General features: G+C 67.1%; 19 protein-coding genes. 11 read left to right on the top strand and 8 right to left on the bottom strand.

The window, feature by feature from the left end; all coding sequences use genetic code 11:
• Window positions 1-278: hypothetical protein (locus tag GD1_RS25255; protein ID WP_217997891.1), on the bottom strand; the 278-nt coding region annotated here is incomplete at its 3' end.
• Between the two features lie 415 nt (window positions 279-693).
• On the opposite strand from GD1_RS25255, the gene GD1_RS25250 reads away from it, so the two are divergent.
• Genes GD1_RS25250 through GD1_RS11565 form a run of 4 tightly spaced genes read left to right on the top strand, consistent with a single transcriptional unit; the run spans window position 694 to window position 2,715 of the window.
• On the top strand, window positions 694-1,065 hold the full coding sequence (locus GD1_RS25250) for a hypothetical protein (protein WP_217997890.1): 372 nt from the start codon (window positions 694-696) through the stop codon (window positions 1,063-1,065).
• 5 nt (window positions 1,066-1,070) lie between these two features.
• The gene (locus tag GD1_RS11575) at window positions 1,071-2,093 is read left to right on the top strand and encodes a glycine-rich domain-containing protein (protein ID WP_059037133.1); all 1,023 of its coding nucleotides are present in this window, start codon (window positions 1,071-1,073) and stop codon (window positions 2,091-2,093) included.
• Window positions 2,090-2,350, top strand: coding sequence for a hypothetical protein (locus tag GD1_RS11570; protein ID WP_059037132.1), 261 nt, complete (start codon window positions 2,090-2,092; stop codon window positions 2,348-2,350). Before GD1_RS11575 ends, GD1_RS11570 begins: the two co-directional genes overlap by 4 nt.
• Complete coding sequence (locus tag GD1_RS11565; RefSeq protein WP_059037131.1) at window positions 2,350-2,715, top strand: hypothetical protein; 366 nt, start codon at window positions 2,350-2,352, stop codon at window positions 2,713-2,715. Before GD1_RS11570 ends, GD1_RS11565 begins: the two co-directional genes overlap by 1 nt.
• 32 nt (window positions 2,716-2,747) lie before the next feature.
• On the opposite strand, the gene GD1_RS11560 is transcribed toward GD1_RS11565, so the two are convergent.
• The gene (locus GD1_RS11560; protein WP_059037130.1) at window positions 2,748-3,170 is read right to left on the bottom strand and encodes a hypothetical protein; all 423 of its coding nucleotides are present in this window, start codon (window positions 3,168-3,170) and stop codon (window positions 2,748-2,750) included.
• 485 nt (window positions 3,171-3,655) lie between these two features.
• Between GD1_RS11560 and GD1_RS25760 the strand changes: the two genes are divergently transcribed.
• A complete protein-coding gene (locus GD1_RS25760) occupies window positions 3,656-4,123 on the top strand; it encodes a DUF2690 domain-containing protein (protein WP_157079447.1) in 468 nt (155 codons plus the stop codon).
• 80 nt (window positions 4,124-4,203) lie between these two features.
• On the opposite strand, the gene GD1_RS11555 is transcribed toward GD1_RS25760, so the two are convergent.
• The gene (locus tag GD1_RS11555; RefSeq protein ID WP_202927089.1) at window positions 4,204-5,322 is read right to left on the bottom strand and encodes a Fic family protein; all 1,119 of its coding nucleotides are present in this window, start codon (window positions 5,320-5,322) and stop codon (window positions 4,204-4,206) included.
• Between the two features lie 345 nt (window positions 5,323-5,667).
• Window positions 5,668-5,883, bottom strand: coding sequence for a hypothetical protein (locus GD1_RS24715; protein WP_157079446.1), 216 nt, complete (start codon window positions 5,881-5,883; stop codon window positions 5,668-5,670).
• A gap of 210 nt (window positions 5,884-6,093) precedes the next feature.
• Here GD1_RS24715 and GD1_RS11550 point away from each other — a divergent pair, with 210 nt between their 5' ends.
• Window positions 6,094-6,291 (top strand): hypothetical protein, encoded by a 198-nt coding sequence (locus tag GD1_RS11550; RefSeq protein WP_059037129.1) that lies wholly within the window; start codon window positions 6,094-6,096, stop codon window positions 6,289-6,291.
• A 96-nt stretch (window positions 6,292-6,387) separates the two neighbouring features.
• Window positions 6,388-6,837, top strand: coding sequence for a helix-turn-helix domain-containing protein (locus GD1_RS11545; RefSeq protein WP_059037128.1), 450 nt, complete (start codon window positions 6,388-6,390; stop codon window positions 6,835-6,837).
• Window positions 6,838-7,353: 516 nt separating this feature from the next.
• On the opposite strand, the gene GD1_RS11540 is transcribed toward GD1_RS11545, so the two are convergent.
• The 3 genes from GD1_RS11540 to GD1_RS11530 all read right to left on the bottom strand — a co-directional run bounded on the left by GD1_RS11540 (window position 7,354) and on the right by GD1_RS11530 (window position 9,896).
• A complete protein-coding gene (locus GD1_RS11540) occupies window positions 7,354-8,418 on the bottom strand; it encodes a fatty acid desaturase family protein (protein ID WP_059037127.1) in 1,065 nt (354 codons plus the stop codon).
• Window positions 8,419-8,735: 317 nt separating this feature from the next.
• On the bottom strand, window positions 8,736-8,942 hold the full coding sequence (locus GD1_RS11535) for a cold-shock protein (RefSeq protein WP_059037126.1): 207 nt from the start codon (window positions 8,940-8,942) through the stop codon (window positions 8,736-8,738).
• Between the two features lie 165 nt (window positions 8,943-9,107).
• Window positions 9,108-9,896: a DUF899 family protein gene (locus tag GD1_RS11530; RefSeq protein WP_059037125.1), complete on the bottom strand. Its 789-nt coding sequence runs from the start codon at window positions 9,894-9,896 to the stop codon at window positions 9,108-9,110.
• A gap of 308 nt (window positions 9,897-10,204) precedes the next feature.
• Here GD1_RS11530 and aqpZ point away from each other — a divergent pair, with 308 nt between their 5' ends.
• From aqpZ to GD1_RS11510, 4 genes are all read left to right on the top strand, one after another.
• Window positions 10,205-10,978 (top strand): aquaporin Z, encoded by a 774-nt coding sequence (aqpZ, locus tag GD1_RS11525; RefSeq protein WP_059037124.1) that lies wholly within the window; start codon window positions 10,205-10,207, stop codon window positions 10,976-10,978.
• A gap of 163 nt (window positions 10,979-11,141) precedes the next feature.
• Window positions 11,142-12,836 (top strand): cation:proton antiporter, encoded by a 1,695-nt coding sequence (locus tag GD1_RS11520; RefSeq protein ID WP_059037123.1) that lies wholly within the window; start codon window positions 11,142-11,144, stop codon window positions 12,834-12,836.
• Between the two features lie 85 nt (window positions 12,837-12,921).
• A complete protein-coding gene (locus GD1_RS11515; RefSeq protein ID WP_157079445.1) occupies window positions 12,922-13,818 on the top strand; it encodes a hypothetical protein in 897 nt (298 codons plus the stop codon).
• A gap of 63 nt (window positions 13,819-13,881) precedes the next feature.
• Window positions 13,882-14,487 carry a putative glycolipid-binding domain-containing protein gene (locus GD1_RS11510; RefSeq protein ID WP_244882676.1) on the top strand — a complete coding sequence of 202 codons (606 nt, stop codon included), beginning with the start codon at window positions 13,882-13,884 and terminating at the stop codon, window positions 14,485-14,487.
• A 78-nt stretch (window positions 14,488-14,565) separates the two neighbouring features.
• Here the strand turns inward: GD1_RS11510 and GD1_RS11505 are convergent, their stop codons facing one another.
• A complete protein-coding gene (locus GD1_RS11505; protein WP_373855313.1) occupies window positions 14,566-15,528 on the bottom strand; it encodes a prephenate dehydrogenase in 963 nt (320 codons plus the stop codon).
• Window position 15,529: the final 1 nt, after the last annotated feature.

Raw genomic sequence — 15,529 nt, 5'->3', positions numbered from 1 at the left:
TAGAGCCACGTGTATGTCAAGGGTGTGATCAGTGGCCTGGTCAGCAACCAGATCACCGTCACCGCGATGGTCGACTTCAGCCAGACCCAAGAGCTGATCGCCACCGGCGCGTTGTTCGGTGATGGCCTGACGACGGACGGCAAGACCGTCACGTGCAACTCGTTGGCCGGATGGTCCTGGTTCGCCGAAGCTGATCCAGGATTCTTCGGGTGGGGGTCCTCGTCGACGATCCCCGTCGACGACACCAAATTCCGGGAGGCGTTCATCAACAATGCCACCTGGGATCTCCTGTCTCCCGGGACATCCTGGACGAGGCCGGACGGACTCCGGTACGCCCGCGCCTGGGTGATCCAGGGCGGCGGCGGATGGGGCGGTAACGGGGCGGCGGGCCGGTCTGGCGGCACGGGCGGGCGCGGCGGAAATGGATACACCGGCGCGGCGGGCAACCTCGCCAACCACGGAGATGGCGGCCGGGGAGGCTGGGGCGGGTATGGGACTGCCGGTGGTGATGGAGGCCAGGGTGGCAACAATGGCTCAGCCGGGAGTTCGGGGAGCTCCGGGTCAAGTGGACGATCCAACGGCGTCGTCGGCGGCGGCGCAACAACCAACGCCGGCGGTACTGGTGGTGCCGGGGGCAGCGGAGGGCAGGGCTCTGGTGGAGCTGGCGGACAAGGCGGTCGAGGTCTGGTCGAGGTGGCGATCATCCTCCGCGCCAGCGACACTGTCACTGGCGGCACGGCCGGCACTGTGGGGGCCGCGGGGGCAGCCGCCGGCGGGTCAAACGGTGCGACCGGTGCTGTCGGCACGGCCGGCACGGCCGCATCCAAGGATGGTGGTCCCGGCGGTGCGGGCGGTGACGCGACAGGGTCGGGTGGCGGCAATGGTGGTGTCGGCGGCTACGGAGGGCACACAAGTTTCTCCGGTGTGTCCAGCGGCACCGGCGGCAACGTGTCAGCGGCCAGCATCCAGTTCGGCGCAACCTCTTTCACGCACGGACTGGGAGCCGGCGGTGTCGGCTCGACCCCGGCTCAGGCCGGCGGCGTCGTCCTCTACTACCAGTGGTGACAGTCATGTGGACCCCTGACGGCCCCACCGTCGACGCCCTCACCCGCCAGGGCTGGACGATCGACGGCCCCGACCACGCGGTCGCCGAGGTGCGCCGCGGCTGGTGGTGGGTGCCGCAATCCTCGGCCAGACATGACGCGGTCGCCGCGGACTCGGCGGTCGCCGTCCTGGACACCCCGGTCCGGGACAACGCTGTCGCGGATGGCCGCGCGGTGATCACACCCCGGCTGGTGGCGCGCGACGGCGTCCTGCTCGGGGATGCGGCGACCGCGCGAGCTAGGTTGCCTGTCCGGGAGGCCGGTGTCGCCGACGGTGCTGCTCGTCTCGGTGTGCGTGGCACCGACAGTGGTGTGGCTGCGGACCGCGCGACTGCGCGACTCTCGGTGCCCGGCCGGGACAGCGCGCTGCTGGGTGATCTGACCACGCTCCGGCCGAGCATGACCGTCCGGGACGCCGGCGGGACAGGGGACCTCGCGACAGCCGGATTCCGCGCCCCGGTCGATGCGCCGTGGACGGTCGCGTTCACCACGGTCGGTACCTCGACGTTCACGATCCCGGTGTGGGCGTTGTGGGTCGACATCGTCCTCATCGGTGGGGGTGGCGGCGGTAACGGTGCCGGGTTCGTGCTCTCCGGTAACGGCGGGAAGGCTGCCGGATGGTCGACTGTCCGTCTCGTGCGTGGTGTCGACATCGGCTGGACTGTCATCGCGATCACCATCACCGTCGGTGACGGTGGTGCGGGGACCAACGGTGGCGCGTTCCCCACCAACTCATCGCCCGGGTCGGCCACCACTGCCACGATCACCGGCGTCGGCACGCTGACCGCGGTCGGCGGTGCGGGTGGTGCGGGGACCGGCGGGTCACGTACCGGCGAATCACCCGGCGACACCACCTTCTGGGGCGTCACCTACACGGGCGGTGCCGCCAACTCGGGTGTACCGGGGGCGGGTGGGCAGGGTGGTGCGGCTGCCGCCGGCAACGGAGTCAAGGGAGCACGAGGTCAGGCATGGGTGAGGGTGGGCCAATGATCGTCGATCCCACCGCATTTGATTCGCCACCCCACGACGACTACTGGCCGACCGCGTTCCTGCTCAATGGCGAGTGGGCCGACACCGTCACCGACTCGTGGACCGAGGTCGGCGACAGTGAGTACCGCGCCCGCAGGAGCGGCGAGGTCCTGACCATGCGTACCGCCGCTGACGCCACCGAGCACAGCTACTCCCTGACCGCGGGCCGCTATCCGGACCCGCAGATCCCGATCTACATCGCTGAAAGGACCATCTGATGGCCAGCACTTACACCGACGCCCACCGGAATGCGTGTGCCAACGCGATCGCCGCCCTCGGCAACCGGATCGGCCTGTACGTCGGCGCCACCCGCGTCGGCACCGTCTACGCCGACACCACCTGGGGATCGGCGGCAAAGGTCACCGAAGACGGCTACGACTGGGCCAAGATCATCGGGTCGACGGGCACGATCACGGTGCCGGCGTCGACGGTGGCCAACGGCACCGTCATCGACCGCTACGGCGTGCACAACGGGACAACCCTGCTCCGCACCGAGGCCCTGCCCGTCGCGCTCACGGTGAATGACGGATCGCAGGCCTTCTCTGTCGATGTGACGCCGATCCTGCGGTACCGCGGACTCTGACCCCCGCCCTGCACACGACACCGCCCCGGCCATCACGGTCGGCGCGTGGTGTCGGCTTCGAGCAGCACATCGGACAGGGTTCCGCCGCGTTCGGCCGCCAAGAACACTCGTTGCCACACGTCGGCTGCGGCTGAGCGGGGTATGTCGGTGGCTAGCAGAATGATGGGGTGTGAGTCGCCATCGAGGACCGATGTTCGTGAGTGGCGGGCGCGCCGCACGGTCCGGCGGGCCAGGAGGTCACCAATGGCGCGTTCGGAGGTTGTGTCGGCGTGGAACAAGATGTCCCATTCTGCGAGCAGGTCCCCGGGTACGTGTCGGGCATCTTCTTCTTGAATGCTCGACACGATGATCTCTGGGCGGGCGGAGTGTCCTGGTCGTGCTCGGTGGTAGTCGCGGGCGTGCCCATAGAGATGGCTGCGTGGGGTTGTGTTGAGAATTCGGGAAGTGGTGATCATGAGAGTTCACCTGACTGACCGCAGTGCGTGTGGCCATTGCTTCATCGGGGCCGCTGGCGGGTGCCCGCCAGGTGTGAAATCCGACGTAGCCACAACACTACGCCTCAGAAGGTACTCCCCGCCCCAAATACGAAGTCCGACGACCCCGCACACGACACCGCCCCGGCCATCACGGTCGGGGCGGTTTTGTCGTTGGGGCTGTATCGCACGTACTCATCCACTGCGGGACCGATGATCTCGAACTATCCGGACTCGTGACCGATTCGTGACATAAGGTGATCGTGCGCGACGCCCGCCGCGGAGACGTTCGGGGTGGCTGACGCCGGTTGAGCGGCGACGCGGCCCGTTCTTCGACGGCCGCGTCGTCACTCTCATCATCAGGACGATCGATTGATCAGGACGATCGATCAATCACGGTTCACTCGATCGGCTGAATTGTCGCCAGGTGCAGCGTACTCACGAGGTGTGGCCGATAGCGTCGGAGCATGAATCGATTCATCCTGCGACTGTGTGTTGTCCTCGGTGCTCTTATGGTCTTCGCGATCTTGCCCGCTGCGCCGCAGGCGGCGGCGGCTCCGAGTTGCTACGGCGACTACTGCTCGGGGAAGAATCCCTACTCGACAGGCTGCTCGGCGAACTCCTACCGGTGGGGTTCTGCCACCGTTCGAACATCCTCCCCAGGCAGCTCTTACTACGATCAAAGCGCCTCGGCCGGCCGTCTGGAACTGTGGATCTCACGCTCATGCGCTACCCGGTGGGCGCGGCTGGTTCTCACTGACCACGCTGCGTCCAGTGGGAGCATCCTCGCGGTTGTTCAGAGCGACGGGTACCGAAAGGCACACGCATGGCAGCCGCGCGAACCGGGTACCTACTACACCGCCCAGATCTACAGCCGCAACAAGTGCTCCCGAGCTGTCTACGGCGGCTGGAGCACGGGCTGCACGGTCTGGTAGCGAGCGCACACGACACCGCCCCGGCCATCACGGTCGGGGCGGTGTTCACTTTTCTGTGGTGTTGTTGAGCTCACCGCTATTTACGCGCGAGCGATAATCTCATACACGCGAGGACACCGGAAGACCCGTCCGTAGTCCCGACCGGTGATCTCCTCAAGGATGCCGTGATCAACCAACTTCGCGATCGCGTTGTTCGCCGTGGGGTAACTGACGTCATACATCTCCGCGGCTTCGCTCGCTGAGATGTAAGGGAAGCCGATCAGGTCCGAAGCCAAGTCCAGCACCATCCCCGAAGCGCGCTTGCGTTTGAGCATGTCTACGAACGTCTCGCGGATGTCGAGCATTGCTGAGATCGCCTCGGTTGCCGCCTTGGCGCGCGCAACGACCGCATCGCAGAAGAAATTGATCCACGGCTCAAAGTCGCCGCTGGCGCTGACATCGAGCAGGTGATCGATGTATTGATCCCGACGCGGCTCGAACCAGGGCGAGAGGTTCAAGATGGGGTACTTCAACACGCCGGCCTGCATGAGCTGGAGGGTGATGATGAGACGTCCAAGACGCCCGTTGCCATCGCTGAACGGGTGCAAGGTCTCGAACTGATAGTGAGCCAAAGCTACCTTCACCAACAGGGGAAGATCATCTTCCGCGTTGACCCACTTCTCCCACTCGCTGATGCCGTCGACCAGGATGTCGCCGTTCGGAGGGGGGACGAACCGAGACGCCGAGACGCCGCGTCCCTGCTGCCCGATACAAACCTGCCGCTGGCGTAGCTGGCCAGCATCGTACTGGTCGCCGCGCGTGCCGCGCACGAGAGTCGCCTGCAGCTGGGCGAGCATCTTGACGCAGATCGGCAGTTTGTCCAGCAATGTGATGCTCTGGGTTGCCGCGCGCACGTAGTTCATAACCTCGCGGATCTCGGCGCTTTGGCGCTTCTCATCGACGTAGTCGGCTCCGAGCGCTTCCGCGAGTGGTGCGAACGTACCCTCGAGCGCCGTCGTCGATACCGCTTCCTTCCGCAGTGACGGCCGTACTAGGAGCGTCGGATTGGGTAGGAGTTGCACTTTGCTATCCAGCGCGCCGAGCGCCCTGGCGGCCTCTTCCAATAGCTTGACGGACCGAGCGGCCAACGTGATGTCCGATGGAAGTGGCGCGGGTACGTACGCGTGATGCGCGTAAGCCTCTCCGAGCATGTGATCCATGCCCGCGATGGGAACGAGACGTCCGATAGGCGAGTTTTCAAACCGATCTACCTGCACTATTAACGTCACGCCCCTCACGCGTTCAAACCCATCCGCCAGGTGGCGGTCGACGTTAATACTAACAGCGAGATTTAACGCGAGAGGCCGACGGCGTTAGATCACAGCGGTGAAATTAACGTCGTCGCACTCGACGGCGAGTCCGATAATCACCCGGTCCGGCTGGACCCATCGGCCACCATTGGCCAGCATCTCGTCTACCCGCCGACGCCAGTGGCGATGAGTGTCGGTTCGCCCGCGAGTTCTGCCAAGCAGTACCGTTTCGCCGTCGTTGATGGTGGTCCACGGTCAGTCGATGTGCTCGATGCTGTCGACCATCAGGCACATCCGGTCGTCACTGCCGTGCAGGTCGACGATCACCAGCGCTGGGGAGTTGTCATCGAGCACATCGACGACCCGGCCCGCGGTGTCGAGTTCGATCACCCGGACGCGGTCGCCGACCTGGTAGGTCACGCGTGCTTGCGGTGCGCGACGACGGCCGCCCACCCGGTGATCCCGGCCCATGCCGCCCACACGGCGAGCAGTGGGGGGGCTGTAGGCCACCGCCCAGGCCGAGATGGAAATCCTGATGGAGCTCGCCGAGTACGCGGCCTGACAACCCCCGCCCCGGCCTGAAAGGGTCGGGGCCCCTTCTTCGATCCGTAAACCGAATGGGTTGACACACGACAACCAAACGGGTTAAGCTGTAGACACAATTCAAGAGAGGAGGTGAGCGTGGACAAGGACACCAAGAGGCTGCTGAAAGACCTTCAGCAGCAGGGGTTCGAGATCAGGACCACCGCGAAAAGCCACATCATGGTCTACCGCGACGGTCGCAGGGTGACCACCCTGTCGGGCACGCCGAGCGATCGGCGCGCATCGCTGAACGCGATGGCAGCCCTCAAGCGCGCGGGGTACGTACCGCGGCAGTAGGGATGCTGGGGTCCGGGGGCGTAGGAGCCGCCCCCGGACCACCACCCACGGTGCACCATCACGCCACGTCCTCGCAACACAGAGAGGGAAGGAATCATGGAGGAGTTCAACGCGATCGCCGTTCTCGGCGACGTCGCAGCCACCGACGAGAACATCGACACCATCGTCGACGCGCTGACGACGTATTCGCCGGCGGTGAGCGAGGACGACAACGGAAGGATCGAGGTGACATACACCCTCGGGGCCCGGGACGGCTCGGAGGCTGTCACCACGGCCCACTCGGTCATCGCGGCGCGGGTACTCATCCCGACGGGCGTATCGCTGCGGTCGTTGCACGTGCTGCCGACGGCGGACTGGGACACGATGGTCGACCGCCTGACGTCAGTGCCGACGTTGTCGGTCGCGGCCGCTGCGGAACGTCTCGGGATCAGCAGGCAGGCCGTCCACAAGGCCATCGGGGCGGGGCGCCTGACCGCGAAGATGGTCGGTGGCCGGAATCTGATCACCGAGGCGTCTGTCGCTGCGTTGGCCAGCACTGCTCACTGACGGAGTGGGGCCCCCCTAACCCACCCGAAATGGTCGGATTTACGCCAGTGTCCCGGACTGGACGCGACTCGGCGCGCGCGGTGACCTGCCCCTATGTCTCAGGTCGGACTTCCTTGGTCCTGATGTCACCGCCGGATTGGGTCAGAAGGTTTGGGGTTCGAATCCCTACGGGCGCACAAAGAAACCCCAGGTGAGACACCATTTCGATGGTCGGATCGCCTGGGGCTTTTTCTGTGCGAGGAGGTTCAACTGTGATCCGGTTGCTCTCGCGGCACCTTGAACCCGCACTGCTGTGGTCCACGGGAGTTGCCGGTTGCGTGAACGGCGCATGCGACGGGCAGCTCTGCGTGCACCTTCTGAACGACGGTCTCGGTCCGCAGGGGCCGGTTCGGGGTGGCCGCCGCAGTAGGCCTGGCCGGCGTCAGGACACTCGGTGAGGTGGATTGTGCACCCCGACGACCTCGGACGGCACCGGGATGAGCGCGCAGGCCTCCGTGAGCCCGGTGGATCGTCGGGTCACCGGTACATCCGGACGAGCGGGCAGGTGAAGGGGTCGCGATCGCCGAGACCGGCCTGATTGAGGTAGCGGATGACGATCGCGTAGGACTCGAGGAGCGAAGTCTCGGTGTAGGTCACCGAATGGCGCGCACAATGGGCTCGGACGAGTGGGCGGACCTTGGCCAGGTTCGGGCGAGGCATGCTCGGAAACAGGTGATGTTCGATCTGATAGTTCAGGCCGCCCATCATGAAGTCGGTGACCCGCCCGCCTCGGATATTGCGTGACATCAGGACTTGCCTGCGCAAGAAGTCCACACGAATATCTTTGGGAACCAACGGCATTCCCTTGTGATTGGGTGCAAAAGCACCACCCAGCAGCAGGCCGAAGACCGCCAGCTGGACCAGGATGAACACGATTGCCTGGGCGACGGTCATGACCAGGAAGGGCACCGCGAATCCCACGGCGAGCCGAACGATGACCAAAGACAACTCCAGAATCCGGTGCGGGACAGGAGTTCTCGACAGAAGGCCCTGGATGCTTGCCGAATGGAGTGCCGCCGCCTCCAGTGTCAGCAGGGGGACGAAGAACCACCCCTGCCGTCGGGTGAACCATGCATATGCACCGGAGCGGGTGGCGGCGACCTCCGGGACGAATGCGATCGGGCCGCCGTCGATATCGGGGTCGACGCCGATCTGATTCGGCGATTTGTGGTGACGATTGTGCTTGTTGCGCCACCAGTGCAGTGACAGCCCGGCGCCCAGGGACGCGACGAGGCGTGCCGTCCATTCGTTCGCCACCTTGGAGGCGAAGATCTGCTGGTGTGCGCCGTCGTGTCCGAGGAACCCGAACTGGGTGCTGATCACGGCGAGCACGACGGCGATGCCGATCTGTGCCCAGGAGCTCCCGATGAGCACGACCGCCGCCCACGCGGCCACGAAACTCACCGTGGTGGCAGTGATGCGGACGAGGTAGTAGGTGCGCCTGCGTTCGAGGAGCCCCGAGGCGCGGACCTCTGCGGCCAACTCGGTGTAGGTGCTCACATAGCGATTGCTGCGGGTACGGGTCTGGTCGGTGTGCGACAAGGCGCCTCGATGCTTTCGGCTGGGTACATGGAATTCGTCCATTGGGACACCGAGACCGGTTGTGTCAAGGCGGAGGGTTGAGAACGCACGTCGGTGCGTGGATGTACGGAATGGGGCCGCTCGGGCGGATACGCCTTCTGTTGTCTCGACAGTACAGGAGCGATGGTGCCGGCCACGCCGATTCTCGGGGCCGGTGACAGGGAAAAGGCGGGGGCGGGCGCTCACCGGTGGCGGCCGCCACGGTGGTTGACCCACCCCGGAAATGCACAACACCCCGGCACTGCCGGGGTGTTGAGGTGTCAGACGTCGACCAGAGGTCAGACGACGGTCACGTTGACGGCCTGGGGCCCGCGGTTGCCCTGTTCGATCTCGAACTGAACGCGCTGGGACTCTTCGAGATTGCGGTATCCGCTGCCCGCGATGGCGGAGTAGTGGACGAAGACGTCACCCTTCGAGGTGTCGTCGGGGGCGATGAAGCCGAAGCCCTTGTCGCCGTTGAACCACTTGACGGTTCCTTGTTCCATGCTGTTGTTGCTACTTTCTTCAGTGCGTAGGGCCAAAGACTGGACCCCACGTGTCCATTGTCTCATGGATTCGCGAATCGCGCTGCGGTTGGCCCGGGAATCGACGTCACGAGCATCCGCTCGGCTCGGAACGGCGATCGTGGGCCGTGTCGCAGCGCGGTGGATCTACCCCGCATCCGACCCGTCGCGTCCGAGGGTGGTCTCCGGTGTGGCGTCGGGCCGGGTCCACTGCGGTGTCGGTCGTCCCGTCGGACCCCAGGTCGCGTTGCCGTCGGCGTCGCGGCGCCAGTACCAGCACGCATGGTCGCCCTCGGGCCCGCCCTGCGGGGTGTCCTCCCAGGTCTCGCCGCGTCCGTACGGTGTCCGGTCGAGCGCTCCGAAGGCGCCGGCCAGGGGTTCCAGGCCGCGGCCGGTGGTCCGGTAGGTGAGGAAGGTGCGATCGCCGTCGCGCAGGTAGACGGTGTAGAAACCCATGTCACCGCCGATCGGCTCGTCGAGCCCGCGCACCGAGAACCACGGGACGCGGTAATCCATGAAATCGGTGTAGGGCTCCACCTCGTCCTGGACGCCGACGGTGAAGATCGCCGACGAGACCCCGCGTGCGGCCAGATACGGGGTGGCGTCCTGCAGATGCCATGCGGTGACGGTGCAGCCCTCGCACTGGCCCTGATGCGGCGCACCGTCATGCCACATGTGCTTGTAGACGGCGAGCTCGTCGCGCCCGTCGAACAGGTCGATGAACCGGATCGGGCCGGCCGCGCCGACCACCTCGACGGTGCCGTCGAACTCCACCATCGGCAGCCGGCGCCGCTCGGCCGCGAGCCGGTCGCCGGTGTGGGTGTGGGCCTTCTCGCGGACGAGCAGGTCGTCGACGGCGCTCTGCCAGGTGGCGTGGTCGACGATCGCCGGCCGGCCGGGCAGATCGTCAGGGCGCGGGGTGGAGATGAAGGTCATGGTGTCCTCCCGGATGGTTCGTCCCGGATGGTTCGCCGGGCGCCGGGACTGCGGCACCCGGCTGTGGGGACAGACCGGTGGGCGGCGCAGGACTCATCGGATGGGCGATTCGACCGTTTGGCATCGGTTCGGTGACATGGGCGCCAACGGGATGGCACGGTCTGGTCTCAGAGTGGTCACCGGGACCGGTTCCGCCTAGGCGATTCACGCCGGCGGATGTTTGAATTGCGTTACGCAAGTCTCAGGAGTTGCTGATGTGACTCACGTCAGCATGCCTCACATTCCCCGTTCTGTGGAAGGTATCGCGAATGATCCCCGAACCGATCAACAAATATCTCGCCGAACTCTTCGGCACGTTCTGGCTGGTCTTCGGTGGCTGTGGCACCGCGATCTTCGCGGCGAAGCAGGTGGCCGAGGGCGACGACAAGGGCACGCTGATCCAGCTCGGCGTCGGCTTCCTCGGTGTCGCGCTGGCCTTCGGTCTGACCGTCGTCACCATGGCCTACGCCCTGGCACACATCTCCGGTGCACATTTCAATCCCGCCATCACCCTGGGCGCCGCCATCAGCGGCCGGCTCTCGTGGAAGGACCTACCCGGCTACTGGATCGCACAAGTCGCCGGCGGCCTGCTCGCCGGCCTCGCCCTGTGGGGGATCGCATCCGGCAAGCCCGGCTGGGAGGCCACCGGCAACATGGCCGCCAACGGCTACGGTGAGCACAGTCCCGGCCACTACACCCTCGCAGCGGTGATCATCGCCGAGATCCTGCTCACCGCGTTCTTCCTGATCGTGGTCCTCGGTGCCACCGACGGCCGGGCGCCCGGCGGCTTCGGGCCGCTGGCCATCGGTCTCACCCTCACCCTGATCCACCTCATCTCCATCCCGATCTCCAACACCTCGGTCAACCCTGCCCGCTCCACCGCGGTCGCCTTCTTCAACGGTGACGGCGCACCCGGCCAGCTGTGGGTCTTCTGGGTGGCGCCGCTGATCGGCGGCCTCGTCGGGGGCCTGGTCTACCCGCTGCTGTTCGAGGACGGAAAGTTCCGGTTCGGTGCGGCAAAGCAGGAGGTGAGTGCTTCCTAGAACACTCGACGCCGGGGCAGAAATCGCCCCTCACCAGGCGAACCGTCCGGATCCCGATGTCCGCCGCACGGACATCCCCTGGGCGGTTCGCGGCGTCGTCGGTCGTTCGGTCGGCCGGTGCGAGTCCGACGGAAACGGACACCGGCTGACAGAATCACTCTCCATGGAATTGCTGATCCTCGTCCTCGTCGGCGCCGTGATCGTCACCGCGATCGCCGACCGGCGTGGCATGCAGCCCGCGCTGATCATCGTCGTGGTCGCCCTGGCGGTCTCGTTCATCCCGGGTATGCCGCACGTCGAACTCGAATCGGAGATCCTGCTCACCGTCGTGCTGCCGCCGCTGCTCTACTCGGCGGCGCTGGGCTTCTCGGTGCCCAACTTCATCCGCAACATCAAACCGATCCTCGGCCTCGGTGTCGCGATGGTGGTGATCACCGCCTTCGCGGTCGGCTGGATCACCTCGCTGGTGTTGCCCGAGTTCACCTTCGCGCTGGCCTTGCTGCTCGGCGCCATCGTCGCCCCACCGGATGCGGTCACCGCCGTCGCGATCGGCCGCAAACTCGGGCTGCCCAAGCGACTGATGGCCATCCTGACCGGTGAGAGCCTGGTCAACGACGCCGCGGCGCTGTCGCTGTTCGCGATCGCCATCTCGCAGATCGCCAGCACCCACGCCTTCATCGAGAATCCGCTGCTGCTGTTCGGCTACAACGCGGTACTCGGCCCGATCGTCGGGCTCGTCGTCGGCTTCCTCACCCTCTGGATTCGTCGCCATCTGCAGAATCCGGCCCTGGAGACCGTGCAGGGTTTCGTGGTGCCGTTCGCGGCGTTCCTCGCCGCCGAACACATCCACGCCTCCGGAGTGCTCGCGGTGGTCGTGGCCGGCTTCGTCGTCGGATCGGGATCGGTGCATGCGGGATACCAGACCCGACTCCAGGAACGGTATGTCTGGCATTCGGTGGACGTGCTGCTCGAGGCGTTCGTCTTCGCCTATATCGGCCTGCAACTGAGATTCATCGTGGAGGACCTCCGTGAAGCTCGAGAATCGTTGTGGCACATCATCATCGCATCACTCTTGGTGCTCGTCGTGGTGTTGGTGGTGCGTCCGTTGTGCATCTTCGCGATGTTCGGGCGCGGCGTGGTCAGCCGCCGTCTCGACACCGCCGTGGACGTGGCGGTCCCGTCCAATCCGCGTCGGCCCGCGGCCGGCCGACGCGACACGAAACCGTCTGCGCTGCGCGAGAAGTGGCGCAAACGCATCGACAATCGTCCGCTCACCTGGCAGGAGTCGACGGTGGTGGCCTGGACCGGCATGCGCGGTGTGGTCACCCTCGCCGCGGCCTCCGGTATCCCGCTCACCATCGCCGACGGCTCGCCGTTCCCGGAACGGTCGGCCATCCAGGCCATCGCCTTCGTCGTCGCGGTGGGCACCATCCTCATCCAGGGCCCCACCCTGCCGTGGCTGATCGCCCGGCTGCACCTGCGTAACGAGGACGAGGAGCGCTACGACTTCGAGCAGACCGCCAGGGCCGAGGAGATCGTGCACGGTGCCGCCGACGAGGTGATCGACGACTTCGTGCACAATCCGCCCGCCGGACTCGACGAGGACACCGTCGCCTTCATCAAGGAGACCGTCGCCCGGCAGTCCCGTGATGCCGAGGAGATGCCCGATCCGGAGGCGCACACCGCCCGCAACGACGCCTTCGCCGCGCTCTACCGCGACGTGCTCGCCGCACAGCGCGTCGCCCTGGTCGACCAGCGCGACGCCGGGACGGTGGAGGACGAGGCGGTACGCGCCATGCTCGAACGCCTCGACCTGCAGGAGGCCGGGCTGTCGGCGCGCCTGGAGAGTCGCCTGTAGCGGCCGCGCCCGACGCCGGCCCGTAAGGTCGTAGGGAAGACGACCGGACCCACGATGTCCGGGACCGGATTCGATGGAGGGCACGATGGCAGGGCCCGACGGGCGGCCACACGGTGGCGGATCATCCGCAGTGGGTGGACCCGCTGCCGGTGGATCCGAAGGGGGCGGATCCGGGGGCACGAAGGGTCCGCGTGACGACTACCGCGTCCCGCTGCTGCCCGGCGGCTACCCGCCGCTCGGATACTCGCCGACCGGTGCGCCCCGCTTCACCCCCGCCGACCTCGGCACGGGCATCCCAGGATCGGCGACCGGTCCCACTGCCTCCGGCCTCATGACCCCGGGCTCGACCGGACCGGGCTCGCCGGCCGCGTCGGCGACCGGTTCTCCGACGACCCTGTCCGGACCGGCCACCGGATCTGCGGGCGGCCCCGCCGGACCTCCGGACGGTGACGGACCGACCCCGCCGCCCCGCCGCCTCTTCGGCATCGAACCGGGGGTCGGGACCACCGTCGGGGTGTTCGTCGTGGTGGGTGCGCTGGTCGTGGGCCTGCTGCTGGTCGCGGTGAACTCGCTGCGCGACCGGCCGGAGGAGATCACCCTGCCGCCGGCCACGATCACCGACGAGTACACCCTGCCGACCCTCACCCCGAACCGGACACCCACGCCCAGCCGACCGCGGACCACCCGGCCGACGGTTCCCGGCGGGGGAGTCGGTCCGGTCGGCGAGTCGGTCACCTACACGGTGACCATCGAGGGGTCGGGCACCATCCTCTACGTCGACGACACCGGCGTGCACACCGAGTTCAGCCCGCCGCCCACGTGGACGCTGACCTTCACCGCCGACACCAATCCGCTGCGGCTGGTGGTGGTGGTCGGGCAGGGATCGTCGGCGCAGTGCTCGATCAACGTGGGGCAGGAGCAGGTGGTCACCGACACCGTCGCAGCCGATTCGACGAGGCGAACCGCCAGCTGCATCGCCTGATCGCCGTGGTCGTTTTGCGGTGCTCGTGGTGTGGGCGCGGCCCCGGGTCGCTACCGTGGTCATGTGAGTTCTCCGCAGACAGCCGGCCAGACGTCCACCGCCGGCGACCTCAAGACCCTGCTCACGTGGCGCGGCGACGAGGGTGTCAACCGCCTCGAGCAGGTTCGGCTCAACGTCAACGGCGCCCGTGTCAAGGCCTACGGACGCATCATCGCCGCAGCCCACGGCGATCAAGAAGCCTTCTCCTGCTCCTATGAGCTGGTCACCAACGACGCCGGTGTCACCAAGCGGCTGTCGATCCACCTCGTCCGCGCCGACGGCGAGAGCCAGATCGGGATCACCCGCGACGAGGAGAACAAGTGGCTCGTCCGGGCCGGTGGCGAGATGATCCGCAGTGACTTCGACGGTGCCGAGGACGTCGACGTGGCGCTCTCGCCGATGTTCAACGCACTGCCGATCCGCCGTCACCGCCTCGCGGGCGGCACCGGATCCGTCGAGGTCCCGGTGCTGTATGTGTACCTGCCGTCGTCGCGGATCGAACCGGCGACGCTGACCTACACCGCCGGCCCCGACTCCATCACCGTGGATTCCCCGGTCGCGAACTCGGCCCTGACCGTCGACGAGAACGGGTTCGTCATCGACTACCCGGGCCTGGCCACCCGCGTCTAGGTCCCGTCCGCGTCGGGTGTGGTCCCGCCAGGGGCTCCCGGCCGGTCGCGGTGTGCGGTCCCGGCCGGGTCGTCCCGACTAGTCGTCCCGGCCCAGCCAGACACGCCCCTGATGGGCCTGCCTGCGCATATCGGCCTGCCATCCGGGCGCGCCGATCTCGACGTCGGCGATCAGTGCACGCGGCGACTGCGCCATCGACTCGTAGGCCAGCCGGGCGCGATGCCCGTCGTCGACGAGGACGCTGGTGGTCCCGTGATCGCGCAGCTCGTCGCGGGCGGCGATCAGCCGGTCGATGGTCTCGCTGAGCACATTGAGGACCGCGACCCCGTTGGCCTCGATCATCGCCCGCTGCAATGCCGGTGCGGTGCCGGCCACGCGGGTGCCGTCGCGGAAGCTGCCGGCCGCCAGCCGCAGTGCCAGATCGCTCTCCCCGGCCCCGACCGTCGCGGTGGCCGCCGCGGTCAGATGCGGCAGGTGCGAGATGGCCGCGACCGCCCGGTCGTGGGCATCGGCGGCCGCCGGTACCACCGCGGCGCCCAGCAGCAGCGCGATGTCGGCGACGGTCTCCCAGTCGGCGGCGTCGGTGGTGTCCTCGGTGGTGACCATCCACATCGCGCCGGTGAAGAGTGCCGGGTCGGTCGCCGCCCACCCGGAGTGGCTGGTGCCGGCCATCGGATGCCCGCCGACGTAGCGGGCCTGCGGGTGCACGCGGTGGACGATCTCGGCGACCGGACGCTTCACACTGATCACGTCGGTGACCAGAGCGCCGGGTGCGTGCTCGGCGATCGCCGCGAGGATCGGCTCGATCGTGGTGACCGGGGTGGCCAGCACGATCACCGCGTCGGAGTCTGCGGCGCGGCGCAGGGTGGCGACCAGATCTGTGGACGCATCATGTCCCGACGCGGTCGCGGCCTCGACGGTGGCCGCAGAACGATTGTGGCCGAACACCTCTCGGCCCGCATCGTGCAGCGCGCGCATCATCGATCCGCCGATCAGTCCGAGTCCGAGGATGCACACCGGCCGGTTGGGGAGCTCAGTCACG

The organism is Gordonia desulfuricans NBRC 100010, from assembly GCF_001485495.1.
In the GTDB taxonomy this organism is placed as follows: domain Bacteria; phylum Actinomycetota; class Actinomycetes; order Mycobacteriales; family Mycobacteriaceae; genus Gordonia; species Gordonia desulfuricans.
This window is presented reverse-complemented; position numbering and strand designations above follow the sequence as displayed.

What these genes read in the sequence shown, in the direction of transcription:
- GD1_RS11515 (WP_157079445.1), top strand. Translation starts at nt 12,922, where the DNA reads ATGGCAGGGCCCGACGGGCGGCCACACGGTGGCGGATCATCCGCAGTG.
- GD1_RS25760 (WP_157079447.1), top strand. Translation starts at nt 3,656, where the DNA reads ATGAATCGATTCATCCTGCGACTGTGTGTTGTCCTCGGTGCTCTTATG.
- GD1_RS11545 (WP_059037128.1), top strand. Translation starts at nt 6,388, where the DNA reads ATGGAGGAGTTCAACGCGATCGCCGTTCTCGGCGACGTCGCAGCCACC.
- GD1_RS11560 (WP_059037130.1), bottom strand. Translation starts at nt 3,170, where the DNA reads ATGATCACCACTTCCCGAATTCTCAACACAACCCCACGCAGCCATCTC.
- GD1_RS11565 (WP_059037131.1), top strand. Translation starts at nt 2,350, where the DNA reads ATGGCCAGCACTTACACCGACGCCCACCGGAATGCGTGTGCCAACGCG.
- GD1_RS24715 (WP_157079446.1), bottom strand. Translation starts at nt 5,883, where the DNA reads ATGGGCCGGGATCACCGGGTGGGCGGCCGTCGTCGCGCACCGCAAGCA.
- GD1_RS11570 (WP_059037132.1), top strand. Translation starts at nt 2,090, where the DNA reads ATGATCGTCGATCCCACCGCATTTGATTCGCCACCCCACGACGACTAC.
- GD1_RS11520 (WP_059037123.1), top strand. Translation starts at nt 11,142, where the DNA reads ATGGAATTGCTGATCCTCGTCCTCGTCGGCGCCGTGATCGTCACCGCG.
- GD1_RS11555 (WP_202927089.1), bottom strand. Translation starts at nt 5,322, where the DNA reads ATGGATCACATGCTCGGAGAGGCTTACGCGCATCACGCGTACGTACCC.
- aqpZ (WP_059037124.1), top strand. Translation starts at nt 10,205, where the DNA reads ATGATCCCCGAACCGATCAACAAATATCTCGCCGAACTCTTCGGCACG.
- GD1_RS11530 (WP_059037125.1), bottom strand. Translation starts at nt 9,896, where the DNA reads ATGACCTTCATCTCCACCCCGCGCCCTGACGATCTGCCCGGCCGGCCG.
- GD1_RS11535 (WP_059037126.1), bottom strand. Translation starts at nt 8,942, where the DNA reads ATGGAACAAGGAACCGTCAAGTGGTTCAACGGCGACAAGGGCTTCGGC.
- GD1_RS11575 (WP_059037133.1), top strand. Translation starts at nt 1,071, where the DNA reads ATGTGGACCCCTGACGGCCCCACCGTCGACGCCCTCACCCGCCAGGGC.